Genomic DNA, 24,949 nt, shown 5'->3' with positions numbered 1-24,949 from the left:
GCCTAGTCCAGCGGGCGGCGCGGCGACGGCGGCTGTCCACCTGCTGGCCGGGCGGCCCAGTCCGTCAACCGGCGGGCGTGCTCGGCCACCGCGGCACGCAGCGCGTCCGGGTGCCGCACGGTGAACGGGCAACCCAGCCCGGCGAGCAGCGCCGCCATTCCGGGCAGGCTCTCGGCTCGGGCCCGCACCAGCACCCCCTGCGTGGTGGCGGTCAACTCGGCCACGCTGGGCGGGATGCGGCGGCGGGCGGCCACCAGGTCGGTCTCCAGCACGACCTCCACCTCGTGCTGGTACGGCACCCCGGCCAGCGACCGGGTCACCCAGGACACCGCCTCAAAGCCGTCCGGCACGGTGAACGTCGCCACGCCGGGCGTGACCGCGCCGATCCGGTCCAGTCGGAAGGTGCGGACCTCTCCACGCCGGTGGTCGTGGCCGGTGACATACCAACGGCCGGCGTGGAAGACCAGCCCGTACGGGTCGAGCTCGCGGTGTGACTGCTCGCCCCGCCAGGAGCGGTAGTCCAGCGCCACCCGCTGCCGGTGCCGGGTGGCCGAGGCGAGAGCGAGCAGGGTGCCTGACGCCGGTCCGCGCTCCGCTTCCGGGCGACGCAGGGTGAAGCCCAGATGCTCCTGGACGGCGGCGAGCCGGTCGGCGAGCGCCGCCGGCAGCACCCGGCGGATCTTCGCCAGCGCGGTGGCGGTGGCCGGCTGCTCGGTGGCGAGGCCGACCTGTTCGGCGACGACGAGGCCGAGCAGCACGGCCACCGCCTCGTCGTCGGTGAGCATCAGCGGCGGCAGCTTGTAGCCGGAGCGCAGCCGGTAGCCGCCGTAGCGACCCCGGTCGGCGGTGACGGGGATGCCCAGCTCGACCAGCGTGGTCGCGTACCGGCGCACGGTCCGCTCGTCCACCCCGAGCAGGCCGGCGAGTTCGGCGGCCGTCGACCGGTGCCGGGTCTGCAGCAGTTCGAGCAGGGCCAGCACCCGGCCAGCGGGATGTGACACGGGCCACTCCTTCAAACCGGGCGGATACTGTCCGGATTTGATCCTACGGTCTAGCGGTAACCGACAGAAGGAGCGACAGATGGCGACATTCGTGCTGGTGCCGGGATTCTGGCTGGGTGCCTGGGCGTGGCGGGACGTGACCGTCGCGCTGCGGTCACAGGGGCACGAGGTGTACCCGATGACGCTGACCGGGCTGGCCGAGCGAGACCACCTCGGCGGGCCGCAGGTCAGCCTGGACACCCACACCACCGACATCGTCCGGCTGATCGAGGTCGAGGAGTTGCGCGACGTACAGCTGGTCGGGCACTCCGGCGGCGGGATGCCGGCCGCCCAGGCTGCGGACCGCATCCCGGACCGGATCGCCCGGGTCGTCTACGTGGAGAGTGGGCCGTTGCCGGACGGCACGGCGCAGTTCGACACGATGCCGCCGCAGGAGCAACAGCGGCTACGCGACGCGATCGGCACCGGGCACCTGCTGCCGCCGCCCGCCTGGGATCCGGCCGCCGACCCGACCAACCTCGCCGGCCTCGACGAGCCGACGCTCGCGCTGCTGCGCACCCGGGCCACCCCGCAGCCGCTGCGGACCGCCACCGACCCGGTCCGACTCGCCGGTGAAAGCCCGGCGCCGAGCGCGCTGGTCGCCAGCACCTTCCCGCTCAGCGTGGTGCAGCAGATGATCAGGGAGAAGCATCCGTTCTTCACCGGCCTGGCCGACAGTCAGCTGCACGAGCTGCCCACCGGGCACTGGCCGATGCTCAGCGAGCCGAAGGCTCTCGCCGACATCCTCGACCTGATCGCCCGCAGCTGACCGACGCGCGCCGGATCTCCGCGTAGTTCAGCGCGGGAGCAGGGCGGCGATCTCCGCGACGACCTGCGCCGGGGCTCGGCCATCGGTGACCACCGTCTCCGTGGCCACCTCGGCGTAGAGCGGCCGGCGCTGGTCCAGCAGGTGCTTGAGGGTGGCCCGCGGGTTGATCGCCAGCAGCGGCCGGCCGGCGCCGAGCCCGACCCGCTTCACCGCGTCCGGCAGCTCCACCGAGAGGTGCACCACCCGGTGCCCGATCAGCGCCGCCCGGGTCTCCTCGGCCAGCACCGCGCCACCCCCGAGGGCGAGCACCCCCGAGCCGGCGGCCAGCGCCGCGGCCACGGCGGCCCGCTCCAAGGTACGGAAGTGCGCCTCACCCTCGTCGATGAAGATCTCCGGGATCGACTTCCCGGCCATCTGCTCGATGTCGGCGTCGGTGTCGCGGAACTCCACGCCGAGCGTCACGGCGAGCGCCCGCCCGACGGTGGTCTTGCCGCAACCAGGCGCGCCGACCAGCACGACCACCGGTGCCATCAGCGGATGACCAGCGCGTCGAGGTAGCCGGCCAGGTTGCGACGGATCTCGGTGACCGAGTCTCCGCCGAACTTCTCGGTGGCCGCCTCGGCGAGCACCAACGCCACCATCGCCTCGGCGACCACCGCCGCGGCGGGCACCGCGCACACGTCGGAGCGCTGGTTGATCGCGGTGGCCGGCTCGCCGGTGGCGACGTCCACCGTGGCCAGCGCCCGGTTCAGCGAGGAGATCGGCTTCATCGCGGCGCGGACCCGCAACGGCTCACCGGTGGTGATGCCACCCTCCAGCCCGCCGGCCCGGTCGGTGACCCGGCGGACGCCGGTCGCCGACGGAATGATCTCGTCGTGCGCCTCGGAGCCGCGGGATCGGGCCTGCTGCCAGCCGTCGCCGATCTCCACGCCCTTGATCGCCTGAATGGACATCAGCGCGGTGGCCAGCCGGGCGTCGAGCTTGCGGTCCCACTGCACGTGGCTGCCCAGCCCCGGTGGCACCCCGTACGCCAGCACCTCGACCACGCCGCCGAGGGTGTCGGCGGCCTTCTTCGCGGCGTCGACCTCGGCGACCATCAGGGCGCTGGCCTCCGGGTCCAGGCAGCGCAGCGGGTCGGCGTCGATCCGGGCGGTGTCGGACGGCGTGGGGCGCAGGCCGGGCTTCGCGGCCACCGGGCCCAGCTCGACGACGTGCGAGACGATCTCGATCCCGAGCGCCTGCCGGATCAGCGCCTTGGCGACAGTGCCGACCGCGACCCGGGCAGCCGTCTCCCGGGCGCTGGCGCGCTCCAGGATCGGCCGGGCGTCGGTGTGGCCGTACTTCTGCATGCCGGCCAGGTCAGCGTGGCCCGGTCGGGGGCGGGTCAGCGGGGCGTTGCGGGCCTGCCGGGCCAGCTCGTCGGGGTCGACCGGGTCGGCGGCCATCACGGTCTGCCACTTCGGCCACTCGGAGTTGCCGACCCGGATCGCCACCGGGCTGCCCAGGGTGACACCGTGCCGCAGGCCGCCGAGCAGCTCGACCTCGTCCCGCTCGAACGACATCCGGGCACCCCGGCCGTAGCCCAGCCGGCGGCGGGCCAGTTCGTCGGCGATCTCGGTGGTGGTCACCTCGATGCCGGCCGGCACCCCCTCCAACATCGCGACGAGGGCGGGACCATGCGATTCACCTGCAGTCAGCCAGCGCAACACAGCGGTCAGTCTGTCACGGCGGGCCACCGGCGCGGCGCGCTCCCCAGGCCGTCCCGCCCAGCGGACGCCGCCGCCCGCTCGCGCGGGCGGCGGCTCAGATCCCTCGACCGCGCTTGTGCAGGGTGCGCAGCACCGCGTCGGCCCGGACCACCCGACCGGCGACGGCGAGGGCCAGGTAGGCGCGCGGCTCACGGGGGTTGCTCCGCAGGGTGCGCCGGGCCCACCGCAGCGCGCCCCGACGGTCACCGGAAGCGGCCTGGGCGAACGCGATCTGCCCGGCCACCCGGGCTTCGCCGGCCGGTTGAGTGGCGAACTCCGGATAGCGGCGCAGCAACCACTGCAACGCCTCGGAGATGGTGTCCCAGCGCTGCGCGAAGTACGAACGCTTGTGCCAGCGGACCAGCACCGACGGCGTCCGCAGGTTGATCAGCGGCGCGCTGCGCGCGGCCCGGAGCAGGAACTCGTAATCCTCCGCGTAGCTGCCCGGGATCTCCTCGTCGACCAGCCCGAACCCGTCGCGCAGCGCGCTGGCGCGGATCAGGAACGTCGACGGGTGCAGCTCCGTCATCCGGTCGCGTAGCAGGTCGTCCAGGGTGATCCGGTCCTTGTCGAGCACCCGGTCGACGGTGTGCCCGTCGTAGTTGACCCGGATGCCGCAGCAGACGAACTCGGCCGTCGGATCACCGGCCAACGCGTCGACCTGGGCGGCCAGCTTGCCGGGCAGCCACTCGTCGTCGTCGTCGCAGAACGCGACCAGCTCACCCTCGGCCGCGAGGGTGCCGCTGTTGCGCGCCCCTGCCAACCCGGGGGTACGGGCGTTGCGAATCACCCGTACCGCGCGGGCCGGGTCGCTCCCCAGCTCGGTCAGCGACTCGTCCGGCGCGGACTGGTCGAACACCACCACGACCTCGATCGGGCCCGGGTGGTCCTGTGCCAGGATCGCGCGCACCGCGGCCCGCAGCAGCTCGGGGCGGTCCCGGGTGGGCACCACGACGCTGACGGTCGGCTGCTGGGTCATCGAATCTCCTCCGTACCCGGGCGCTGCCGGGACCAGACCCGCCACCGGGGTGGGCGCGGGGTCGAACGGGCCACCAGCTCGTCGATGATCTGCCCGACCCGGGCCACCGCCGCCCGTTGTGCCTCGTGTGCCGCCGGGTCGGCGGCCACCGCGTACCGGGACGGGTCGGCCGCCCCCGCGGCCAACGCGTCGTGTAGCGCCTCCCGGGTCTCGCAGAGCGCCACCAGCCCGGCGGCGCCGAGCCGGCGGGCGAAGAGAAGCTGGTGGTTGTCGACATGCTCACCGCGAGCCGGATCGCGGGGCACCACGATGGGCAGGTGGCCGTGCCGGCGGGCCTCCAGGATGGTCGCCGGACCACCGTGGCAGACCACCAGGTCCGCATCGATCATCGCCTGTTGCAACGCGTCGTGGCCGAGGAACGGCACCGCGCCAGGCAGTTGGGGCGCGCGCGTGTGCCCGTGCTGCACGGTCAGCCCGATCGGGCCGGCGGCCTGCGCGTGCCACTGCGCCAACCAGTCGACGAGTCGGTCGAAGGGGTGCTTGTCGGTGCCCACCGCGACCAGCAGTCGGAGCTGGGCGACCGCCGAGCTGTCACGCTGGCGCGGCAGACGGGCCGCCTCGGTGCTCGGCCGGGGTTGCGGACGCCGGGCGGTGCCCGTCTCCCCCGTCACAGCAGCGTCCCGACGACTGTCGCCTCGGGGTACTGCCGGCGCTGCTCGTCCCACTGCACGAGCATCGCGGACAGAAACGGCCGGCACAGCCGAGCGGTCAGCGTCGCGGTGTCGATCCGGTCGTACACCTCGATGTAGACGGTCGGGATGCGCCGCATCCGGGCCAGCACCACGAACGGCACCGCCACCCCCGCGCCGGTGGTGACCACGGCGGCGACCCGCCGCGCCCGCAGCACCCGCCAGGCCAGCAGCGCGTTGCGCAGCAGGTTCGGCACGTTGCGGGTGGTCGGGTGGTGCGCTGGCACCAGGTCCTCGCCGGCCAGCAGCGACACCGCCTCCGGGGTGTCGAAGGTGACCCAGCAGCGCCGCCACTGTTCGTACCAGGGCCGCAAGGCCAGTAGTTGGGCCAGATGCCCGCCGCTGGAGCCGACCAGCAGCAGCACCGGCGCCCCACTGTCGTCGTTGTTCGTGTCCACGCGACTCCCCACAAGTTCGCTTGGAATTTCAGTTCACGCCAGGCAGAAGCAGATCACACGATTCCCGGTCGTTGTATAGAGCGACCGGCCGAGATGGCGATCTCCGTAGCAGGCGGTGCCGGCGCACCGAACGTCCGAGGTCCATCGATCGTCATCACCACCTGCGATTTTGTCGTCACTCTGCGACGTGCCTCCGCCGCCGCGATTCCTCCCGATCAGCCGCTATGTCTTTTCTCGATGACGTCCAAGAGTGCGGGATGCAGCGCGGCGTTCCAGCCCGCGCCCGCGTCGGCCAGCCGCCAGGTCCGCAACCACATCTCCACCAGGTACGCGTCGGCGACGAGCCGGCGCTGCGCCGCGTCGAGGCCGAGCCGCTCACCGTGCTTGCTCAGATACCCGTCGACGGCCGACGCGGCGACCGCCGCCGGCTCCCGCCGCAGCACGAGTGCCCGCTGGAACGCGTCGTGCGCCAGGTCGAAGCCGACCGGCACGTCCGACCCGCTGTGCTCCCAGTCCCAGGCGACCAACCGGCCGGCGTGCCAGCCCAGATTCCACGGCACCCAGTCGCCGTGCCAGTGACCAAACTCGACGCTGGTGTTGCCATGCCGGCGGACCAGCGCACAGACCGCGGCGACCGCCCGTGCGCCGGCCGGCTCGGTAGCGGCGGCCCGGCCAGCCTGATCGACCAGCCGTTGCAGGAAGGCCGAGTCGAGCAGCGGACGAGGTGTCCCCGCCGAGCCACCACGCCGGGCGACCGCGAGCAGCGCGGCGATCCGTGGTGGGTCGTCCACCGGCACACCGCGTACCGCCGGAGGTAACGGCTCGATCACCGCGACCACCTGGCCCGCCCACGACACCTCGGTGAGCAGCCTCGGCGGCGTCGGGTGGTCGGCGACGCCGACCACCGTCCGCAACGCCCGCAGCGCCGCTGCCTCCGCGCTGACCAACGCGCGGGTCGCGCCATTCCAGCCGATCTTCGCGTAGCCGCGCGGACGCCCGTCGGCGCTGAACAGTTGCAGGGTGGGCTTGCCGTTCGGGTCGGGTGGGCGGACCCCGAACGCGGCCAGCAGTGGCGTGTCACCCAGGTCAGCGGAGAGCCGCTCGCTCAGCAACAGCTCCGCGGCCGGCACCCCGGCCGGCACCGAGACGGTCAACGTCGGGAAGGGTGCGAGCCCCACCCGACCGAACCGGGCCAGCCCGCCGAGCACCGCCCGCAGCGCACGCACCTTCGGTGGCCGCAGGGCGTTGTACGCCAACAGGGACGCCGCACCGGCCCGGGGCGCGCCCAACGGCACCAGGAACCGGGCTCGGGCGACCGACGGCACCACCGCGTACCGGGCCACCGCCTGGTGACCGGCCGGCGGGGCACCCGCCACGGTCAGGCCGACCCGCTTGTCCGGGAAGACCGCGCGGCTCACCCAACCCAGGCCGTCCGCACGCGACCGCGGGTCGGTGGCCGGGCCCACCCGGGTCGTCACGCCGCCCGGTCCGCCCAGTCGAGGTCCAGCCCGAGCCGCTGGCGCAACGCGTCGTTGTACGGCCGGTAGTAGTCGGTCAGCTCAGCGCGCACCGCCGGCTCCAGCGGTGCCGAGCGCCGATCGTTGTAGACCTTGAAGTTGGGCAGGTCGTACGCCGGCAGACCGAGGAAGTCCAGGGTGCGCCGGTAGGTCGCGCGAGAGTCGCGGTACAACTCCTCGCTGGGCAGGAAGAGGATCTGCTCCCGGTCGAAGCGCTCCAGCCACGGCTCCAGGTGCTCCAGATAACGCCCCCGGGCCCGGTACGTGTACCAGTCGTACGGCTCGCTGAACGCCTCCGGTTCGGCGATCAACCGCTCCCGCTCCCCCGCCGTGCGCTCCGGCTCGGCCGCCAGCGCCGCGGCGAAATCCAATGGTTCGATGCCGTGGGTCCGGCGTTCCTTCCAGTGCGAGTACGCCCGCTCAACCGGATCCCGCAGCAGCACGATGAGCTTCACCGTCGGCATCAGCCCGGCGACCCGCTGCGCGGCGAGCGGATGGAACATGTAGAGCGGGGCGGCCTCACCGACCCGGACCGGCCCGCCGTGCCGCTTGGCCAGGGCCTCGCGTTGCCGTTCGGTCGGGAAGTGCGAGCGGTACCAGGATTCGCCGCGCCCCCAGTGCTCCTCGAAGTAGTGCGCCGACTTGGTGTTCCACGCGGGAAAGAGCCGGGGCACCAACGGGTGCTGGATGAGGTAGTTCCACAGGGACGTGGTGCCACCCCGTTTGGTCCCGATGATCAGGAAGTCCGGCAGCGGTCGGCGATCGCTGGTGCGAACGCCGTAATCGACCAGCGACTCCTTCACCCGGGTGGTCACCTGGGTCGGAACCAACTGCTTGACCCGGTCACGGATGGACACCACGACGGACCTCACCTGCCTCTCGTCGATGCCGGGGTGGGTTCGGCGGCCGCGGCCGCGTCATTCCCTCCACGGATCTGCCTCATGGTCCCCCGGATACCGGCGCGTACCCGGGGCAACGTCAACATGCCGACGCAGCCGGTCAGCAGCACCGCCAGCGCCACCGCGAGGCCGGGCAGACCGCGACCGCCCACCAGCACGCCGGCGCCGGCGGCCAGGCCCACACCGGCGATCGTGGCCACCGCGGCACGCACCATCGCGGCGTCGAACAGTGGCTCCCGAACCACCGACCGGGCGAACCCGGCGGCGGTGAGGTTCTCGGTGGCGATGCCGGCCGCCCAGGCCACCGCCGCGCCCGTCGCGCCGTAGCGGGGGATCAGCCAGAGGCCCAGCGAGACGGTCACCGTCAACCCGGCCACGGCGGCGACCAGGTGCAGGCCGCTGCGCCCGCCCATCAGGAGCAGGCTCTGCACGTTGCCCACTCCGGTGTTGACCAACATGGCCAGCGCGAGCACCGTCATCGCCGGCACACCGGCGGTGAACTCCGGCCCGAACAGTTGGAGGAAGGCCAGCGCGAAGACCGCCAGCAGCAGGTACACCGGCCAGGACAGCACCAGCCCCCAGATGGTCAACTGCCGGTGCACGGCCGCCGCCGCGGCCCGCTCGCCCCGCCCGAGCAGTCGGGACAACTGCGGTGACACCGCCACCCGCAGCCCCTGCATGGCCAACTGACCGGCCAGCACGTACCGGCCGACGGCGCCGAACACGCCGGCGTCCGCCGGCCCGGCCAGCACCGAGGTGAGCAGCACTCCCACCCACATGCTGCCGGCGTCGATGGCCGCCGAGGCGGCCCGGGGCAGCGCGAAGCGCCAGAACGTCGACCAGTCGGCGCGGCGCGGACGCAGCGTCGCCCCCCGGCCCAGCCCGAGCGGGCCGGCGACGAGGGTGAGGCAGACCAGCAGCGCCAACGCCGCCGGCACCAACCAGCCGGTCATGCCGGCGAGCAGACCACCACCCGCCAGCGCGGCCGCGCCGACCAGCACCGGGCGGGCGACCGGCAGCAGCAGGAACTGCACCCCGACGTACGCCCGGATGGGCCGTACACACCGCAACGCGGCCAGCAGCAGGGTCATCGCGACCACCACCGGCACCGCGGCGAACGTGACGGTGAGCAGCGCGTCGCCGCTCGCACCGGAGCCGCCCAGCACCCGGGGCGCGAGCGCGTCGGCGGCCAGCACCCCCGCGCCGGCCACCAGGAGCCCGGTCAGCAGCGGCGGGATCAGCGCCACCGGCAGAATTCGGGCCGCGTCACCGCGCACGCCGGCGGTGCGCCGGGGCAGCGCCCACATCAGACCGGTCTCCGCGCCGAGCGTGCAGATCGCGGTGGCCACGGTGACGACCCCGATCGCAGCGAAGAACGCACCCGCGCCGGCCGGGCCGTACCCCCGGGTGATCACGACGGCCAGCACGAACCCGAACAACCCGCTGGTGGCCGCGCCCAGCAGTCCGGCCACGCCGCTACGCGCGCTGCGGCGGGTCTCGGCCGAGCCGCCGTCACCGGCGGACGACGGTGTGGCCGGGCCCTGGACAGAGGCGGGCGTCGGCCCCTCGTCGGCGCCGGTCGGTGGTCGGGTGGCGGCGGTCATGCGGGCACCGTCGCGGAGCGCGCGGCGGTGGGCGACAACCCGGCCAACCGGATCAGCCGTTCACGTTCGGTCAGCGCCATCGCGAAGGCGACCGCGAAGAACGCGACGGCCAGGTTCTGGTTGGCCATGCCGTAGAACGGGATCTGCACGAGGCAGACCACCGGCACCACCGCCAGCCACTGCCCGGCCGCCGAGGACGCCCGCGCGCAGATCACCGCGGCGGCGACGAACCACGCCAGGAAACAGATGAGCGCGGGTACGCCGTGGCTGAACAGCACCATCCACAACTGCCCCTGGGTGCCGATCGGCGCCGCCGCCGACACGGTGTCGACGTTCACCGGAGCGCCGTAGCCCAACCACGGTGACTCCTGCACCCGGCGGATCACCTCGGTGTAGAGCGAGAGCCGGTCGGTGTTGGTGTCGCTGGAGTCGACCCGTCTGCCGATCAGCTCGGTGATGGGGATGAACAAGGTGGCCAATCCGCCGATCACCACCACCCCGACGATCGACGCCGCCACCCGGACGTTGCCGCGCAGGCTGGCCCGCACCCCGAGCACCGCCAGCCCGGCGCCGAGGCTGAGGAACATCGCCCGGTTGAGCGTAAGGAACGCCGGTGCCAGCGACAGCGGCAGCGACACCAGCAGCGCCCAGCGCAGCAGTCCCTGCCGACGCAGCATCGTGAAGGCCACCACGCAGGGCAGGGTCATGGCGTACGCGCTGCCGTAGTTGTTGGTGTACGCGAACGGCGCGGCCGGCCGGTAGATCGGGTTGAGTGAACGGGCGCTGTATTCCGCGGTGGTGAGGTGCACCATGTCCTGGATGAACGGGGTGCCGGCCACCCCGCCGGGCAGCAGCACCTCCATCGGGGTCGTCATGGCCAGCCGGGGCACCAGCACCCCGAGCCAGCCCAGCGCCACCAGCCCGAACCAGAACGCGCAGAGCGGGGTGAGCACCGCCACCAGGTTGGCGCGTTCCCGGGCGGCGGCGTAGACGTAGACGCCGACCACGAGCGCGGTCAGGTAGAAGGCCAGGCGCAGGGCGAACGTGAGCAGCGAGGCGGGCGACGACAGCTGGGTGGCGCTGACCACCACGATGGCGAGGAAGAACAGCCAGATGCCGGCCGCTGGCGGCAGCGGCACGCGCCCCCTGGTGAGCAGCAACGCCAGCAGCAGCGCGCCCAGCAGCGGCCAGCCGAGGTAGAACGCACCGAGCAGCCACCAGAGTGGCACCAGGCCGAACATCATCGACAGCGGCCAGAGCGGCAGTTGCGGTGGCGCGGCCGACGGCACGGGCGCGGCCTCCTCCGGAGCGCCTCCGGGCGGTGGTTCGGTCGCCGGGGCGCGGGTCAGCGACACACTCAGGCCCGGCCGTTTCGGGTGAGCACGAAGCCCAGCGGGGTGACCCCGGCGGCGCGCAGCCGCTCCACCAGGCGTCGCAGGTCGCTCTGCCGGGTGCGGTCCCGCTCGACGACCACCACCGCGCTGCCCTGCCGGGCAACGGCCACGCCACGCTCGTCGGACTCCGCCGGAGGGGCGTTGAACAGGACCAGGCCGTGATCGGCGCCCTGTCGCCAGGTGCCGAACCGGACACTGCCCATGCCCACGGCAACCTCGTCCGGGGCGACGACGCGGCTGTTCTCCGGGCGGGCGGACGACACTCGCGGCAGCGTCAGCGTGCCGTCCGGGTCGATGCGCAGCCGCAGGAACGACTTGGAGTCCTCAATGCCCTGGCCGGCGAAGAGTTCGTTGACGTTCACTCCGAACGAGCCCGCCACCAGCAGGTACGCCGCCACCAGTTGGCTTGCCACCAGACCGATCACCGGGCCGTAGAGCACCGCCGCGGCGACTGCCGGCAGCGGCCACGGCCAGTCGTAGAACGGCAGCGCCAACCAGACCCAGGTGCCGGCCGCCGCCAGGGCCACGTGCGCCACGCCGTGGCCGACGCCGAGGATCCAGTGCCGCGCGTGGCGCTTGCCGCTCGCGCTCGGCGGCTTGGCGAACATTGCCGCCGCCAGCACGGTCACCAGCACCATCACCACCAGCGGGACGGTGAACAGCCGCTGGTCGGTGCTGTCGGCCCAGTTCGCTGTCGCACCCGCCATGGCCAGCATCAGCAGGGTGTGCAGGGTGCCGAGCAACGTGGTGAAGCCGGGATTGCGGAACGGCAACCGGGGGAAGATGCCCCAGCCGTAGCGACGGGACCGCGCGGCGTCCGGGTAACGGGCCACCAGGTCGTACGGCTGGGCGGAGCTGGCCTTGCGGGTCGGCGTGTCCCGCGGTGGCACCTCGATGCGCTCCGGCAGCTTGTGCGTGGGGTAGAGGTACGCGCCGCCCCCACCACACGTGATCAGCTGCCGGTCCGCCCCGGAATAGCGGGCGTAGTGATGCAGATCGCCGGAGAGCAGCAGCCGCACCCGCGCCCCGGTCGGGTCGACGATCGTGCGGATGAAGTAGTCGATCGAGTCGTACGCCGTGGGGTTGTCGGCGGCCTTGACCCAGGTCGGCGCCGGCGCGGCGATGATCACCTTGGACTCCGGGCCGAGCCGCCGGGCCACCTCGTCGAAGTAGGCAAGCTGCGGGTCGTCGAGGTACGAGCCGGACTGGTCGTCCACGCCGAGCAGCCACCAGCCGGCCGGCAACTCCACAGCGAAGTACGACCGGGACTGCCCGGTGCCCCAGCCCGCGAAGTTGCGGTCCCGGGAACGGACGAACAACCGCAGGAAAGCGGTGAGACCGTCGTACCAGTCGTGGTTGCCCGGCACCGCGAAGAGCGTGGGCTTCTCGGCCGGCGCCACCGGCAGCGCGGCCTGGTAGGGGCCCTTGCACCGATCCTCGTACGCGGCGTAGGCCGCCGACGGGTACACCTGGTCCCCGCCCATCACCAGGGTGTGCGCCCGGGGCAGGCGGTGCCCGTCGACGGTCAGCTCGGACTGCGCCAGCAGGTACGCCACCGAGTAGGTGGCGTTGAAGCCGTCACCCAGGTCGGCCACGTAGTCGAGCCACAGCCCGCCGTCCGGCCCGACCTGGCGGAAGACGCCATCGCCGAACGCGTTCTGCAACTCGCGCTTGTCGAGGTACGCCCCGAAGAGCACCGCCAGCAACGTCCGGATGCCGGTGCTGATCAGCAGGAACGGCGCCAGCCACGGCACGGGCTTGCGCGGTGTGAAGCCCAACTCCAGCGGGTCGGTGCTGCGCGGCCGGTGGGCGGCACGTTCACCGGCCGGCGGGCGGTCAGGACGCTCCGGGCGGGGGGATTCGTCGCGTTCGTCGCTCACCCGCCGCAGCGTAGCGCCGCGACCGATCATCCGCTGTCCGGTAAACGTCCAGATAGCGGCCGATGTCCGGTTGGTGGTGGCCGGTGCGGCGGGGGTATCCCGTTCGGTCGGTTGCCGTCGGGGTGCCGTACACTTGCTGATCGTTGCCGCCTTAGCTCAGTCGGCTAGAGCGACGCACTCGTAATGCGTAGGTCGACGGTTCGATTCCGTCAGGCGGCTCGGTACGGAAGCCCAGGTCATTGGCCTGGGCTTCGCCGTTTCCCAAGGTCGATCACGCCGCCGTGCCTGGTGCCGGTCCCGGGACAGGTTGGCGGCCAGCCTCTGTCGGACAGGGACGGTCTGCGGACTGGCGGAGGAGGAGATCCGGCGGCACTGGCAAACTCCCCCGCATGAGTTACGACCTGGCGGTGTGGGAAGGCGACATGCCCGCTGACGACGAAGCGGCCGGTGCGGCTTACGACGCCCTGTACGAGCAGTACTTCGAGAACGAGGAACAGTCGCCCACGCCTCGAATCTGCGCCTACGTCGATGCCGTGGCGACACGATGGCCCGACCTCTACGGCCACGATGCCCAACTCTTCCCCCTGTCTAACGGGCTTATCGATGAGGCGTCCGGCCCCATGGTCTACTTCACGATTCCGTTCAACCGGGCCGAGGAGGTGTCAGCCGCAGCAGCGCACATGGCCGCCGACCACGGCCTTATTTGCTACGACCCGCAGTGGGAACACGTCCGGCCCGCTGCCGGTCACGAACACTAAATCCGCTCTTGATGTTTCTGATCCACACCAATGCACGCGAGGACTGACGCCGCGAAACCGGCTCTTCACAGACCGGGGTGTAGTCGTGGCCTGAAGCCGCCGGTCTCGAGCAGGGACCTGGCGATGTAGTTGGTGATGTTGCGGAATCCGAGCGCGGAGCCGCGGAGGTGTTCGAGCCGTCCGTTGATCGCCTCGGTCGGGCCGTTGGATGTGTCGGGCCGGTCGAAGTAGGCCAGCACGTCGTCGGCACGCTTCTTCAACGTCCGGCCCAGCGTGATGACCTCGCTCAGCCCGGCCGGGACGCCGGCGCTGACCGAGTCGATCAGCGCGGTCATCAACACGCGGCCACGAGCTCGGTCGGGCTCTCGGTAGGTCGCGATCATCCGCTGGTAGATCCCCCAGGTCGCCTCGACCTGCACATGGTCATCGACCGCGAACAGCGCCCGCAGACGGCTGCGCTGCTTGTCGGTGAGGAGGTCGGCGCCGGTGCACAGGGTCGGCCGCGCCGAGTAGAGCGGGTCGCCCTTCATGCCGCGGTGACCGTGGATGGCTTGCTGGACCCCTGCGTCGGCACCGGTCGAGCGCGTCGCCGGCCAAGCGGACCACGTGGAAGGGATCCATCACCGCGACCGCGTCAGGGAGCTCTTCGGTGGTGGCGGTCTTGAAGCCGCTGAACCCGTCCATTGCGACGACCTCGACCGCGTCACGCCAGGCGTCGGTGCGGGCGACGAGCCAGGTCTTGAACACTTGCTTGGAGCGGCCCTCGACCATGTCGAGGAGCCGTGCTGGGCCTGTCTTGTCGCGGATCGGGGTGAGGTCGATGATGACCGTGACGTACTTGTCACCACGGCTGGTGTGGCGCCAGACGTGCTCATCGACGCCGACGACCCGGAGGCCGCCGAACCGTGCCGGGTCGTCGATCAGGACCCGCTTGCCCTCGGCGAGGACTGCGTCGTTGGCGGTGTTCCACGCGACGCCGAGACCTTCGGCGACCCGGGCGACGGTGAGGTGTCCGACCACAATCCCTTCGAGTGCCCACCGCAGCCCGCGCCGTGACAACTTTGACCGGGGCTCGGCCACCTGGGAGGTGTCTTGGCGCCAGACATGCCCGCAGCCACCGCATCGGTAGCGGCGGATCGTGACCAGCAGCGTCGTGGGCCGCCGGCCGAGCGGCTCGTGGGTAAGTTGCCTGGTGACCGTGTCCCGGGGGGTCCCTTCGCAGCCGCAGCGGCGGCACCATTGGTCGGGTTCGAGGACCCGGCACGCGAGGACCGCGCGGTCGGGCTCGAGGCGTTGGCCGGTGACGACGAGGCCGTGCTCGTCGAGTCTGCAGAAGGTCGTTAGATCGGGGTGGGCGAACGCGTGCGAGCGGTCGCCGACGGTAGCGTCGGGCGCGTGGCGGTTCTTTCAGGATGAGCGTGTAGGAGCCTTTCCCTCTGGAAACCTCGACATCCACCTGGACCGCCGCGCCAGCTACACCCTCATCTGGCGAAGAGCTGCTCTAGCCGCGACTACACCCCGGTCCCTGGGAGTAGGTCATCTGTCGAGGGATCCGCGATCACGGCCGATGGCGGAAGCTGATGCGCATCAGCCGACTGTCAGCCCAGTCTTCGAGCCGAGTCGGCCGGATGGTGCCGGGGTCGTGGGGCTGATTGAGATCCGCGACGATCTCCGCCAGCACGGCCTGACGTTCAGCTGGGTCGGTGACAGGCGTGGCCCGTGCAGGCAGATCTGCGTGGATCCCGTTCTTGAGGTGGAAGGTGAAGTTGGGATTGGCGAGAAGGTTCGCATGCCAGTCGGTCGCGGCACCGCCGGCGCCGCTACACAGGTAGGTGGTGCCCGCAGCTCGGTAGAAGAAGATCTCGATGCGGCGTGGCCGGCCGGTGCGGCGCCCCAGCGTCGTGATGTCGATGATCCGTTCGCTGGTGCCTGCGGCGGGTGTGATCTCGATGGCTCGCCGGATGTGATCGGGCAGGTGCGACAAAGACGCGTCACGTGCGGAGTCGTTCCATCCGGTCGTGTCTGGACTGCTCATGCGGTCTCGGTCTGAAGGGCGGGCCCGAGGAGGAGTCCACCGTCGATGACGTACTCCGACCCCGTGATGAACGACGCGTCTGATGACGTGAGGAACAGGAGAAGCCGGCTGACGTCGGCCGGCTCCCCGAGCCGGGGGATCGCGAACGGCTCGGGTGAGTAGAAGTCGGCGATTGCCGCGGTGGCGCCGGCTGCTGGTTCGTGGATGAAGGGGGTCGATATCACGCCGGGGTGGATGGTGTTCACCCGGATGTGGTCGCGGCCGAGCTCGAGTGCTGCCGTTCGGGTGAGGCCTCGCACGGCCCACTTGCTGGCGACGTACGGCGCGTAGTTCGCCGTGCCGCCCAGGCCCATCGTCGAGGCGATGTTGACGATGACTCCCCCTGCTGCGCGGCGCAGAGCGGGGGCTGCGACCTTGATGCCGAGGAAGGTCCCTGTGAGGTTGATGTCGAGGATGCGCGACCACGTGGCCCGCTCCGTGTTGTCGATCGTTGCAGGCGGATTCTGCACGCCCGCGTTGTTGACGAGCACGTTCAGGGCGCCGAAGGCGCTCTCGGCGGCCAGCACAGCGGCGGACCACGAGCTCTCGTCGGTGACGTCGAGGCGGGTGAAGTGAGCGCGGGTCCCGAGCTCGTCGGCGAGAGCGGCGCCGCGTTCGGTGTCGATGTCGCCGATCACCACGTTCGCTCCCTCCACGTGAAAGGCGCGCACGTGGTTCGAGCCCTGGCCACCGGTCCCACCGGTCACGAGCACGGTCTGGTTGTCGAAGCGGGGCATCAGATGTTCCTTCGGCAGGGGGTGAATGACCGGGATCGCCAGTGATGAACAGCCGGCCAATGGTGAGTCGAGCGACTCACCATTCTCCTGACACTAGGTCGGCGGCAATGGCGAGTCAAGCCACTCACCTCGTATGCTCGGGCCATGAGCGGGGTCGTGACGACGTATCACCAGCGCGTCGCCCAGGAGAAGCGCGCGCTGATCGTGACGGCCGCGACCGCACTGTTTCTTGAGTTGGGCTACGACCGGACGTCGCTGGCGCGGATCGCAGAGCGCTCGGGCGTTTCGCGGGCGACCTTGTTCAAGCAGTTTCCGAGCAAGGCTGCCCTGTTCGACGCCATCGTGGCCGAGTCCTGGTCGACCGCTGACGAGGAGGACCCTCCGCCAGCAGGCAACGTCGTTGACGGACTCAGCATCATCGGTCGCCGTTACGCCGAGCTGCTAGGCCGTGCCCAGATGATCGACCTGTTCAGGATCGTCATCGCCGAGCTGCCGCGGTTCCCGGAGCTGGCCCATGCGCAGTTCTCGCACGGGAAGATGCCCTACTTCGAGTCCGTTCGCAGCTACCTCCTGGCTGAACACGAGGCGGGAACGGTGCGGGTCGAGGACGTGGACCTCGCAGCCACCCAGTTCCTGGGCATGATCTCCAACTACGTCTTCTGGCCGGCACTCCTGGTGCCGGGCTGGGAGGTGAGTGCCGAACGCGTCGCTCAGGTGGTCGACGAGGCCGTCCGTACCATCGCCGCCCGGTACGCCACGACTGGACCAGGGGCGTCCACCAACGGCTGAGGCCCACCGACCGCGACAGGGTCCCGCCGCCACAAAGCAGCTGATGCCTACGCAATCGAGGCCGTCGGCACCAAGGGCGTTCGCGGGGCATCCCGGGGCGGACACCGAAGGAGGGAGTGTCGATGTGTTGACCCACCTCGATCAGCTTGGCATCAGCACGACCGATAAGAGGTCTCAGCAGCGGGCCCAAACGTGCAAGGCTGCCCTCTCGGGGTGGAAAATCCCAACGACAGCAAGAGGGGTGGCCCAAGACCCGCAAGCCCAGCCCCCGCAGCTACACCCTCATCTGTGAAGAGCCGCGAAACCGAGCGTCGGGATGCTTCGATCCCTGGTTATCGCCTCCCGCGCCCGGTACCTGGACGCAAGGTTGTTGGCGGGGACCAATCCGTCCGCACGGTCCCAGACGCGGAAGGACGCTGCCAGGATGTGGTGGCACCGGTGCGGCGGTGAACCCACTACTTTCCTGGATCGAGCAGGATCTTCCTGTCGACAACTGATGCCGGCGCGCGAGATCGCCTGGCTGGTCAACGCTCGCGGCGGGCGATGGTGATACCGGCGAGCTTGCTCTCGGGTGAGGTGAGAGTCGTCTCTGACTCGATCCGGAAGCCGCTCGCCCGCAGCCAGGCCGCCATCCGGGCCGGCTGGCGACGGTGGACGTGCAGCCGCATCGGGTGGCCGCCGTAACCCTCCGTCTTGAGGGACGTCTCGTCGCCCACGTGGAAGCCGAGCAGCAGTGGGCCACCGCGGCGCAGCACCCGCCGGAAGTGCGCGAGCACCGTGTCGATCTGGTCGTCGGGGATGTGGATGAGGGAGTACCAGGCGACCAGGCCGGCGACCGAGCCGTCAGCCAGGTCGAGGTCGGTCATCGAGCCGACCTCAAACCTCAGTTCGGGGTGATCACGGCGGGCCACCTCGATCATCCCGGGTGAGAGATCGATCCCGAAGGCGTCGACGCCGAGCGTGTGCAGGTGGGCGGTGACGCGTCCCGGCCCGCAGCCCACGTCGGCGACCGGCCCGCCGCCAGCCGCGTCGACAAGTTCGGCGAAGAGCGCCAGGATCGCCCGTTCGTGCGGCGCCTCGGCCAGGAAGTCGCGCACCAGATGCGCGTAGCTGTCCGCGACGGTGTCGTAGGAGGTGCGGGTCTCTGCCAGCCAGTCGTCTGCGGTCACCACGACAACGTCAGACGTAGATCTTCGTGGCGTACTCCGGGCCGTAGTGCCGTTCCAGGTCCTCAAGGCTTTCCGTCGGCGCCTCGACCTCCTTGATCAGGCGGGCCCGGGACGGCAGCACCTCCGGCTGCCAGGTTTCCGGCCGCCACAGCGCGGACCGCAGGAACGCCTTGGCGCAGTGGTAGAAGATCTGCTCGATCTCCACCACCACCGCGAGCACCGGCCGGTGCCCCTTGACCACCATGTCGTCGAAGAAGGGCGCGTCGCGTACGAGCCGGGCCCGCCCGTTGATCCGAAGTGTGTCGGTGCGGCCGGGGATGAGGAAGAGCAACCCGACGTGGGGGTTGTCGAGGATGTTGCGGTAGCCGTCGGCCCGCCTGTTGCCGGGCCGCTCGGGCAGCGCGATGGTGGTGTCGTCCAGCACCAGGGTGAACCCGGCCGGGTCGCCCTTGGGCGAGACGTCGCAGCTGCCGTCCGCGCCGGCCGTGGCCATCAGACAGAACGGGGAGGCGGCGAGCCACTCGCGGTCCCGCTGGTGCAGGCGGGGGCGGTCCTTGGTGGCGGCCCGCAGGTGCGGTTCGCCCAGCAGCTCGCGTAACTCCTCGTGCGAGGTGATCTCCACCGTCACGTTGATCCTCCCTCGACCGTTGAGCCGGTGGCGGGTACCACCATTCGTCAGCCTAGGCCGTCGTGACCAGCGCGAGGTTTGCGCCGGGTCGCCGGGGGTACGGCCCGCCGTACGAGACCGTCGCGCAGCACAGCCGACCAGTGGAGGCCGGGAGATGGAGAGCCGACTCAAGGTACTGGGTCACCCAGTCCATCCGATGCTGGTCATGTTCCCGGTCGCGCTGCTGGTCACGGCGGTGCTGTTCGACGTGGTGGACACCGTCGGCGGTCCCGACTTCCTCGGCGAGGTCGCGTACTGGAACATCACCGTCGGCCTGATCGGCGGCCTGCTCGCCGCGGCGGCCGGCTCGTTCGACCTGCTGGCGATCCCGACCGGCACCCGCGCCAAGCGGGTGGGTCTGCTGCACGCCGGTGCCAACGTCGCGGTGATCCTGCTCTTCGCGGCCGTGTGGGTGGTCCGGCTCAATGCGGATTCTCGGGCCGCCGGCGGGGCACTGGTCGCCATCGAGGTGGTCGCGGTGGCGATCCTCGGCATCAGCGCCTGGCTCGGTGGTGAGCTGGTCGACCGGCTCGGTGTGGGCGTCGACCGCGACGCCGGCCTGGACGCGCCCAGCTCCCTACGGCCGCCGGCGGCGACCCAGCGGATCGGAGAGGTGTGATGAGCGAGCAGCAGTTCGGTGGCTTCGGCCGGGGCTGGCGGGGCGGCCGGCAGCAGGGCTGGGACCCGATGGGGGAGTTGCAGTCGCTGCGCGCCGAGCTGAGCCGCCTGGTCGGTGGTCGCGCTGGAGCGTCCGACGTCGAGTTGACCGAGACTTCGGACGGGTGGGAGGTCGTCGTCCGGCTGCCCGGGGTGGCACCGGAGGAGGTGGCGGTCGAGTTGGACGACCGCGAGCTGTGCGTACGGGCCCGCTCGGAGGCGGAGGTCAACGCCGACCAGGGCATCCCCGGCGGTTTCGAGACGCGCGGCTTCGAATACCGGGTCAACCTGCCGGCGCGGGTCGACCCGGACGCCATCGACGCGGTGATGGACCACGGTCTGCTCCGGGTCCGGCTGCCTCGGGCGACCCGGCCCGCGCCGCGCACCATCGCAGTGGGTCGCACCGGGCCGCGCTCCGGCGACCTCCTGCCGGGTACGCCGACGCCCGCCGATCCGGCCGCGGACCGGGAGCTGCACCGCCCGGACATCGCCGCCGAGATCGACCGGCCGTAGCGGGCCGCGTGGTCAGCCCTTCCGTGCTCGGCCCGACCGGCGAGCGCATTCCCGACGTGCGGCGGATCGCCGTGTTGCGCGCCAACGCGCTCGGCGACTTCATCTTCACCCTGCCGGCGCTGGACGCGCTGCGCAGCGCGTACCCCTCGGCGGAGATCGTGTTGCTCGGCGCGCCGTGGCACGCGAAGCTGTGGCGCGACCGGCCCGGCCCGGTGGACCGGGTGCTGGTGGTGCCGGCGGCGCCCGGCATTCGTACGCCGGACCCGGGCGAACCGGAGTCGTCGATGGACGACTTCGTGGCCGCCGCCAGCGACGCGGAATTCGACCTGGCGGTGCAGATCCACGGTGGCGGCGCCAACTCCAACCCCCTGATCAGTCGGCTCGGTGCCCGGTTGACCGTCGGCCTGCGTGCGGAGGACGCGCCGCCGCTGGACCGGTGGCTCCGCTACGTCTACTACCAGCACGAGGTGATTCGCTACCTGGAGGTGGTCGCGCTGGTGGGAGCGCCGGCCACGAGCATCACTCCGACGCTGGCGGTGACCGACGCCGACCGGGCCGAAGCCGCCCGGGTGCTCGGCCCGGCGGGCCGTCCCCGGGTGGCGTTGCATCCGGGCGCCACCGACACCCGCCGCCGCTGGCCCGCCGAGCGCTTCGCCGAGGTAGCTCGTGCGCTGCACGAGGACGGGTACGAGGTGCTGGTCACCGGCACGCCCTCCGAGCAGGAGGTGGTGGACCGGGTCGTCGCGGCGGCGCGGGTGCCGGTGCGCCCTCAGGTGGGCACGCTCAGCCTCGGTGGGCTGGTGGGTTGCTACGCCGACTGCGCGTTGGTCGTCTCGAACGACACCGGCCCGCTGCACCTGGCCGCCGCGGTGGGCGCGCGCACGGTGGGGATCTTCTGGGTCGGCAACCTGATCAACGGGGCCAGCCCGTTGCGGGGCCGGCACCGGCCGATCAGCTCGTGGACTGTGCACTGCCCGGTCTGCGGCGTCGACTGCACCCCGGGCATCTATCCGCACCGGCCGGGCGACGGTGAGTGCCCGCACCGGGACTCGTTCGTGACCGACGTACCGGTGGTCGAGGTGCTGGAGGCCGCCCGGGAGTTGCTCGCCGGGTAGGTCAAGCCGGCTGCGGGGTGTCCTCGTCGGCGAGGACGACCTCCCACGCCTCCACGTCCCGGTCGGTGACGGTGGTGGGGGATTCCAGGTGGTACGCGCCGCTGGGCAGGATGCCCGCGCCGCCGTAGCGGGACATCACGGCCAGTTGCGCGGCCACGTCCTCGCCCTGGTGTTTCTCCTGCACCCGACGCCAGAAGTCGAAGCCACCGGCGTCGACGAGCTTGGCCCGGTCGTAGAGCACGCACCCACCGATCCAGGAGACCTTGTACGCCCGCCACGCGCCCGGCGGCAGCGCCAACTGCTCGGTGATGTGCAGCAGATTCGCGGCCGAGTGGATCCGGGCCCGGTTCCACTGCGGGGTGTCGGGTCGGATCCGCTCCGGTGTGGGCGGCCCGGTCCACTCCTCGTAGTGGCCGTGCGTCTCCGGCCGCAGGTCATCGGTGTACGAGAGCCCGTGCACACCGTTGCCGACGAACCCGCAGCCCAGCTCACCGATCGCGGTGACCAGTCGGTGCAGCGCCCCCGGTTCCAACCAGATGTCGTCGTCGAGGCTGAGGACGTACCGGGCGTCCGAGGCGGCGAGCAGGTACGCCCGGTGTTCGGCCAACCCCCGGCGGGGCAGCCGACGGGTCAGCAGCACGGGGTGGCCCCGGTGGCGCAGCGCCCGGACCATGGTGGCGGCGGCGGGATGCGCGTACGCCGGATCTCCATCGGACTGGTCGCTGACGACCACCCCGAAGCCGGGCAGCCCGTCCTGGGCGGCCAGCCCCGCCAGGGTGACGGCCAGCTCGGCGGGCCGGTTCCGGGTCGGAATCAGCACGTCGACCAGCCGGTCGGCGCGGAACTCCGCCGGGGTGCCGAGGTTGAGGGGGCGGTTCACGACGCCTGGGTGCGGGTGCGCAGCGACGGGTCCGGCTCCCGGTCGTCGAGGTGTGGTGACAGGTCCCGGCTGTGCGACCGGATCCGCTCGATGATCGCGGAGGTGGACCGGTCCGGCACGTACCCCAGGGTGCGCACCTGGCCGCCCAGCCGGCGCACCAGCGGCGCTTCCGGCACCAGCTCCGGCGGATAGTCGCCGCCCTTGACGTACACGTCCGGTCGGACCGCCTCGATCAGCGCGGCGGGTGAGTCCTCCTCGAAGACCACCACGTGATCCACGCAGGCGAGCGCGGCGAGCAGGGCACCCCGGTCCTCGACCGGGTTGACCGGCCGGTCCGGGCCCTTCAGCCGTCGTACGCTGCCGTCGGAGTTGACCGCCACGATGAGCAGGTCACCCAACGCGCGGGCCTGCTCCAGGTAGCGCACGTGCCCGCGATGCAGCACGTCGAAGCAGCCGTTGGTGAAGACCACCGACCGTCCCGCCTCGCGGTACTCGGCGACGATCGCGTCCAATTCGTCGCCGCCGACCACAGCGGGGTGGCTCGTGGTGTTTGTCGGCTGGTCGAGTGCGGCGAGCAGGTCGTCCCGTCGGCACACGCAGGTGCCGGTGTCCGAGACGGTGATGGTGGCCGCCAGTTGGGCGAGTTGGGCGGCGGTGGGCAGCGGCGCGTCGGCGGCCAGGGCCAGCGTCATCGCCGCCAGGTACGCGTCGCCGGCACCCACCGCGTGACTCGCCGGTACCGGGGTGCTGTGGCTGCGCCGTGGCTCCCCGTCGGCGCCGCCGACCACCGCGCCCTCGGTGTCCAGGGTTACCGCGACCACGTCGGCGCCGGTGTGCGCACGCAGTTCCGCCAGCCTCGACTCGGCCAGGACGGCTCGGTCGACGCCCTCGCCGGCCCGGGTGTTCACGGTGACCCCGGTGCCGGTGACGCTGAGCCCGTCGCCGGTGAGGGCCACCCGGCCCTCGCTCGGGGTGGGCTCACCGACCGGTCCGCCGCTGGCCCGCGCCGGCTCGGCGGTGCCCCCGTCGGCGCGTACCGCGCCCGGGGCGGCGCCCACAGTCATTTCGGAGGGCCCGTCCGCCGGGTCGGCGTCCGGGTGCTCCAGGTGCAGTTCGGTCCCACCGGTCGGTCGGGTCGTACCGCCCGCGCGGGCCAACAGCCGGGTCGCCTCGGCGAAGCTGGGGGTGACCACGGTGGGCGCGAGACCCCGCCAGTCGGCCAGGTCGTGGGCGTCCAGCGCGACAGTGGCGTACCGCTCGCGGTTCTCGACCAGCCACGCGCGGACCGGCGCGGGCAGCGCGCCCAGGCCGTAGTCGCAGACCACCAGGGTCGGCGCTTCCCCACCGGCGGCGGCGCGCAACTCCTCGGTGGCACAGCTCAGGGCGGTGAGCAGTCGGCACACCCCGTCGTGGTCCAGGGCGTCCTCCGGGTCGCCGGAGTCCTCGCGCAACAGGATCTGGTTGCCGGCCAACATCCGTCGCTTCACCGGGGTGGGCCGCCCCGGCTGGTTGACCGTGCGGTCCCAGACGCCCGCCCGGTCCAGGCAGTCGTGCAGTTCGTCCCCGGCGACGTCGGCGCCGACCGGTGCCACCAGCACCGCCCGGCCGCCGAGGGCGGCGACGTTGACGGCGGTGTTCGCGGCCCCACCGGCGGCGGAGATCCGCCGCCGCAGGGTGAGGACGGGGGCGGGCGCCTCCCGGCAGAGCCGGTCGGAGTCGGCGAACCGCCATTCGTCCAACATGGCGTCACCGACGATCAGGACTGGGCGCTCGAGCCAGCTCTCCACGACGGTGGCGAGCCGGCGCTGTTCCGCTGCTGCTCCTGCCATGCCTCCCCGGGTCCCCAGCGGCCTCGCGGACAAACCTGCGTGGCGGCCGGTCCCGCCGCTGGTCATGCCGCCTTCGATGGCTCCTGACCGGTCCGGGCCGCTCCGAAGCTGTCCGGGCCGGTCCGAAGCTGTCCGGGCCGGTCCGAAGCTGTCCGGGCCGCTCCGAAGCTGTCCGGCCTGTTTCGGGCGTTCGCGCGGGGGAAGGGGATTGGGGTACCCCGGAAAGGAGATGTACCGAGATGGCAGCGACATTGCAGGGCAAGCGGATCGCCTTCCTGGCCGCCGACGGCGTCGAGGAGGTCGAGTACGTCCACCCACGCGAGGCGGTCGAGAACGCCGGCGCGACTGTCGAGTTGGTCTCGCTCAAGCCCGGTTCCATCCAGTCCTTCAACCATCTGGACCAGTCCAAGACGTACGACGTGGACGTGACCGTCGACAAGGCGGACGCCGCCGGGTACGACGCGCTGGTGCTGCCCGGAGGGGTGGCGAACCCGGACTTCCTGCGGGGCGACCCGGGCGCGGTGCGGTTCGTGAAGGCGTTCTTCGAAGCGGGCAAGCCGGTCGGGGTGATCTGTCACGGCCCGTGGACGCTCATCGAGGCGGACGTGGTGCGCGGTCGACGGATCACCTCCTGGCCGACGCTGCGTACCGACCTGACCAACGCCGGAGCCACCTGGGTGGACGAGGAGTGCGTCACCGACGGCAACCTGACAAGCAGCCGCAAACCCGACGACCTCCCCGCCTTCTGCGCGGCAATCACCAATTCCTTCACCAACCCCTAACC

The 24,949-nt window shown here is 71.7% G+C and carries 24 protein-coding genes, 1 tRNA gene and 1 pseudogene; 8 read left to right on the top strand and 18 right to left on the bottom strand.

Annotation, left to right across the window (positions count from 1 at the left end):
- Window positions 1-2: 2 nt before the first annotated feature.
- Window positions 3-1,001, bottom strand: coding sequence for a helix-turn-helix transcriptional regulator (locus DLJ59_RS35070; RefSeq protein ID WP_124778399.1), 999 nt, complete (start codon window positions 999-1,001; stop codon window positions 3-5).
- A 79-nt stretch (window positions 1,002-1,080) separates the two neighbouring features.
- On the opposite strand from DLJ59_RS35070, the gene DLJ59_RS35065 reads away from it, so the two are divergent.
- A complete protein-coding gene (locus DLJ59_RS35065; RefSeq protein ID WP_124778398.1) occupies window positions 1,081-1,809 on the top strand; it encodes an alpha/beta fold hydrolase in 729 nt (242 codons plus the stop codon).
- 27 nt (window positions 1,810-1,836) lie between these two features.
- Here DLJ59_RS35065 and DLJ59_RS35060 read toward each other — a convergent pair whose 3' ends face one another.
- The 10 genes from DLJ59_RS35060 to DLJ59_RS35015 form a co-directional block, all read right to left on the bottom strand.
- The gene (locus DLJ59_RS35060) at window positions 1,837-2,340 is read right to left on the bottom strand and encodes a shikimate kinase (protein WP_124778397.1); all 504 of its coding nucleotides are present in this window, start codon (window positions 2,338-2,340) and stop codon (window positions 1,837-1,839) included.
- Window positions 2,340-3,518: a chorismate synthase gene (gene aroC / locus DLJ59_RS35055; protein WP_124778396.1), complete on the bottom strand. Its 1,179-nt coding sequence runs from the start codon at window positions 3,516-3,518 to the stop codon at window positions 2,340-2,342. The genes DLJ59_RS35060 and aroC overlap by 1 nt, the downstream gene beginning before the upstream one ends.
- Before the next feature lie 94 nt (window positions 3,519-3,612).
- Window positions 3,613-4,536 carry a glycosyltransferase family 2 protein gene (locus DLJ59_RS35050; protein WP_124778395.1) on the bottom strand — a complete coding sequence of 308 codons (924 nt, stop codon included), beginning with the start codon at window positions 4,534-4,536 and terminating at the stop codon, window positions 3,613-3,615.
- The gene (locus tag DLJ59_RS35045) at window positions 4,533-5,207 is read right to left on the bottom strand and encodes a glycosyltransferase (protein ID WP_124778394.1); all 675 of its coding nucleotides are present in this window, start codon (window positions 5,205-5,207) and stop codon (window positions 4,533-4,535) included. Before DLJ59_RS35045 ends, DLJ59_RS35050 begins: the two co-directional genes overlap by 4 nt.
- Window positions 5,204-5,683: a glycosyltransferase family 28 protein gene (locus tag DLJ59_RS35040; protein ID WP_124778393.1), complete on the bottom strand. Its 480-nt coding sequence runs from the start codon at window positions 5,681-5,683 to the stop codon at window positions 5,204-5,206. Before DLJ59_RS35040 ends, DLJ59_RS35045 begins: the two co-directional genes overlap by 4 nt.
- A 215-nt stretch (window positions 5,684-5,898) precedes the next feature.
- Window positions 5,899-7,161, bottom strand: a complete 1,263-nt coding sequence (locus DLJ59_RS35035; protein ID WP_124778392.1) for a hypothetical protein — start codon at window positions 7,159-7,161, stop codon at window positions 5,899-5,901.
- Window positions 7,158-8,060, bottom strand: a complete 903-nt coding sequence (locus DLJ59_RS35030; protein WP_124778417.1) for a sulfotransferase domain-containing protein — start codon at window positions 8,058-8,060, stop codon at window positions 7,158-7,160. Before DLJ59_RS35030 ends, DLJ59_RS35035 begins: the two co-directional genes overlap by 4 nt.
- 8 nt (window positions 8,061-8,068) lie before the next feature.
- Window positions 8,069-9,703, bottom strand: a complete 1,635-nt coding sequence (locus tag DLJ59_RS35025; protein WP_124778391.1) for a lipopolysaccharide biosynthesis protein — start codon at window positions 9,701-9,703, stop codon at window positions 8,069-8,071.
- Window positions 9,700-10,992, bottom strand: coding sequence for an O-antigen ligase family protein (locus DLJ59_RS35020; protein WP_425271482.1), 1,293 nt, complete (start codon window positions 10,990-10,992; stop codon window positions 9,700-9,702). Before DLJ59_RS35020 ends, DLJ59_RS35025 begins: the two co-directional genes overlap by 4 nt.
- Window positions 10,993-11,060: 68 nt before the next feature.
- Window positions 11,061-12,977, bottom strand: a complete 1,917-nt coding sequence (locus tag DLJ59_RS35015) for a P-loop NTPase family protein (protein ID WP_244236392.1) — start codon at window positions 12,975-12,977, stop codon at window positions 11,061-11,063.
- A gap of 145 nt (window positions 12,978-13,122) precedes the next feature.
- Between DLJ59_RS35015 and DLJ59_RS35010 the strand changes: the two genes are divergently transcribed.
- Both DLJ59_RS35010 and DLJ59_RS37815 read left to right on the top strand, forming a co-directional pair.
- A tRNA-Thr gene (locus DLJ59_RS35010) sits at window positions 13,123-13,196 on the top strand.
- 170 nt (window positions 13,197-13,366) lie between these two features.
- Window positions 13,367-13,735, top strand: a complete 369-nt coding sequence (locus DLJ59_RS37815) for a hypothetical protein (protein ID WP_124778390.1) — start codon at window positions 13,367-13,369, stop codon at window positions 13,733-13,735.
- A 65-nt stretch (window positions 13,736-13,800) separates the two neighbouring features.
- Here DLJ59_RS37815 and DLJ59_RS35000 read toward each other — a convergent pair.
- The 3 genes and pseudogenes from DLJ59_RS35000 to DLJ59_RS34990 form a co-directional block, all read right to left on the bottom strand.
- Window positions 13,801-15,094 (bottom strand): annotated as a pseudogene (locus tag DLJ59_RS35000) (ISL3 family transposase); the annotation flags it as partial.
- Between the two features lie 199 nt (window positions 15,095-15,293).
- Entirely contained in the window at window positions 15,294-15,770 is a 477-nt protein-coding gene (locus DLJ59_RS34995; protein WP_124778389.1) for a nitroreductase/quinone reductase family protein, read from the bottom strand.
- Window positions 15,767-16,546 carry an SDR family oxidoreductase gene (locus DLJ59_RS34990; protein WP_124778388.1) on the bottom strand — a complete coding sequence of 260 codons (780 nt, stop codon included), beginning with the start codon at window positions 16,544-16,546 and terminating at the stop codon, window positions 15,767-15,769. Before DLJ59_RS34990 ends, DLJ59_RS34995 begins: the two co-directional genes overlap by 4 nt.
- Window positions 16,547-16,690: 144 nt before the next feature.
- Here DLJ59_RS34990 and DLJ59_RS34985 point away from each other — a divergent pair, with 144 nt between their 5' ends.
- The gene (locus tag DLJ59_RS34985) at window positions 16,691-17,335 is read left to right on the top strand and encodes a TetR/AcrR family transcriptional regulator (RefSeq protein WP_124778387.1); all 645 of its coding nucleotides are present in this window, start codon (window positions 16,691-16,693) and stop codon (window positions 17,333-17,335) included.
- 524 nt (window positions 17,336-17,859) lie between these two features.
- Here DLJ59_RS34985 and DLJ59_RS34980 read toward each other — a convergent pair.
- Together DLJ59_RS34980 and DLJ59_RS34975 are read right to left on the bottom strand one after the other, a co-directional pair.
- Window positions 17,860-18,504: a class I SAM-dependent methyltransferase gene (locus tag DLJ59_RS34980; RefSeq protein ID WP_124778386.1), complete on the bottom strand. Its 645-nt coding sequence runs from the start codon at window positions 18,502-18,504 to the stop codon at window positions 17,860-17,862.
- Window positions 18,505-18,514: 10 nt separating this feature from the next.
- Complete coding sequence (locus DLJ59_RS34975; protein ID WP_124778385.1) at window positions 18,515-19,132, bottom strand: pyridoxamine 5'-phosphate oxidase family protein; 618 nt, start codon at window positions 19,130-19,132, stop codon at window positions 18,515-18,517.
- 154 nt (window positions 19,133-19,286) lie between these two features.
- On the opposite strand from DLJ59_RS34975, the gene DLJ59_RS34970 reads away from it, so the two are divergent.
- The 3 genes from DLJ59_RS34970 to DLJ59_RS34960 are packed head-to-tail and all read left to right on the top strand — an operon-like array spanning window position 19,287 to window position 21,456.
- On the top strand, window positions 19,287-19,790 hold the full coding sequence (locus DLJ59_RS34970) for a DUF2231 domain-containing protein (protein ID WP_124778384.1): 504 nt from the start codon (window positions 19,287-19,289) through the stop codon (window positions 19,788-19,790).
- Complete coding sequence (locus tag DLJ59_RS34965; RefSeq protein WP_124778383.1) at window positions 19,790-20,341, top strand: Hsp20/alpha crystallin family protein; 552 nt, start codon at window positions 19,790-19,792, stop codon at window positions 20,339-20,341. The genes DLJ59_RS34970 and DLJ59_RS34965 overlap by 1 nt, the downstream gene beginning before the upstream one ends.
- 8 nt (window positions 20,342-20,349) lie before the next feature.
- Entirely contained in the window at window positions 20,350-21,456 is a 1,107-nt protein-coding gene (locus tag DLJ59_RS34960; protein ID WP_124778382.1) for a glycosyltransferase family 9 protein, read from the top strand.
- A 1-nt stretch (window position 21,457) separates the two neighbouring features.
- On the opposite strand, the gene DLJ59_RS34955 is transcribed toward DLJ59_RS34960, so the two are convergent.
- Together DLJ59_RS34955 and rfaE2 are read right to left on the bottom strand one after the other, a co-directional pair.
- Window positions 21,458-22,336 carry a glycosyltransferase family 2 protein gene (locus DLJ59_RS34955; RefSeq protein ID WP_124778381.1) on the bottom strand — a complete coding sequence of 293 codons (879 nt, stop codon included), beginning with the start codon at window positions 22,334-22,336 and terminating at the stop codon, window positions 21,458-21,460.
- The gene (rfaE2, locus tag DLJ59_RS34950; RefSeq protein WP_124778380.1) at window positions 22,333-24,165 is read right to left on the bottom strand and encodes a D-glycero-beta-D-manno-heptose 1-phosphate adenylyltransferase; all 1,833 of its coding nucleotides are present in this window, start codon (window positions 24,163-24,165) and stop codon (window positions 22,333-22,335) included. The genes DLJ59_RS34955 and rfaE2 overlap by 4 nt, the downstream gene beginning before the upstream one ends.
- Window positions 24,166-24,404: 239 nt before the next feature.
- On the opposite strand from rfaE2, the gene DLJ59_RS34945 reads away from it, so the two are divergent.
- Window positions 24,405-24,947: a type 1 glutamine amidotransferase domain-containing protein gene (locus DLJ59_RS34945; protein WP_124778379.1), complete on the top strand. Its 543-nt coding sequence runs from the start codon at window positions 24,405-24,407 to the stop codon at window positions 24,945-24,947.
- Window positions 24,948-24,949 lie beyond the last annotated feature (2 nt).

Origin of the sequence: Micromonospora inaquosa (genome assembly GCF_003857055.1) — a bacterium.
GTDB classification, from domain to species: Bacteria; Actinomycetota; Actinomycetes; order Mycobacteriales; family Micromonosporaceae; genus Micromonospora; species Micromonospora inaquosa.
The sequence above is the reverse complement of the archived record's forward strand: the minus strand, read 5'-3'. Positions and strand labels throughout refer to the sequence as shown.

Excerpts from the sequence above, each read along its gene's own strand:
- DLJ59_RS35060 (WP_124778397.1), bottom strand. The coding sequence starts at position 2,340 with ATGGCACCGGTGGTCGTGCTGGTCGGCGCGCCTGGTTGCGGCAAGACC.
- DLJ59_RS35065 (WP_124778398.1), top strand. The coding sequence starts at position 1,081 with ATGGCGACATTCGTGCTGGTGCCGGGATTCTGGCTGGGTGCCTGGGCG.
- DLJ59_RS37815 (WP_124778390.1), top strand. The coding sequence starts at position 13,367 with ATGAGTTACGACCTGGCGGTGTGGGAAGGCGACATGCCCGCTGACGAC.
- rfaE2 (WP_124778380.1), bottom strand. The coding sequence starts at position 24,165 with ATGGCAGGAGCAGCAGCGGAACAGCGCCGGCTCGCCACCGTCGTGGAG.
- DLJ59_RS34970 (WP_124778384.1), top strand. The coding sequence starts at position 19,287 with ATGGAGAGCCGACTCAAGGTACTGGGTCACCCAGTCCATCCGATGCTG.
- DLJ59_RS34965 (WP_124778383.1), top strand. The coding sequence starts at position 19,790 with ATGAGCGAGCAGCAGTTCGGTGGCTTCGGCCGGGGCTGGCGGGGCGGC.
- DLJ59_RS34945 (WP_124778379.1), top strand. The coding sequence starts at position 24,405 with ATGGCAGCGACATTGCAGGGCAAGCGGATCGCCTTCCTGGCCGCCGAC.
- DLJ59_RS35025 (WP_124778391.1), bottom strand. The coding sequence starts at position 9,703 with ATGACCGCCGCCACCCGACCACCGACCGGCGCCGACGAGGGGCCGACG.
- DLJ59_RS34995 (WP_124778389.1), bottom strand. The coding sequence starts at position 15,770 with ATGAGCAGTCCAGACACGACCGGATGGAACGACTCCGCACGTGACGCG.
- DLJ59_RS34990 (WP_124778388.1), bottom strand. The coding sequence starts at position 16,546 with ATGCCCCGCTTCGACAACCAGACCGTGCTCGTGACCGGTGGGACCGGT.
- DLJ59_RS34985 (WP_124778387.1), top strand. The coding sequence starts at position 16,691 with ATGAGCGGGGTCGTGACGACGTATCACCAGCGCGTCGCCCAGGAGAAG.
- DLJ59_RS35050 (WP_124778395.1), bottom strand. The coding sequence starts at position 4,536 with ATGACCCAGCAGCCGACCGTCAGCGTCGTGGTGCCCACCCGGGACCGC.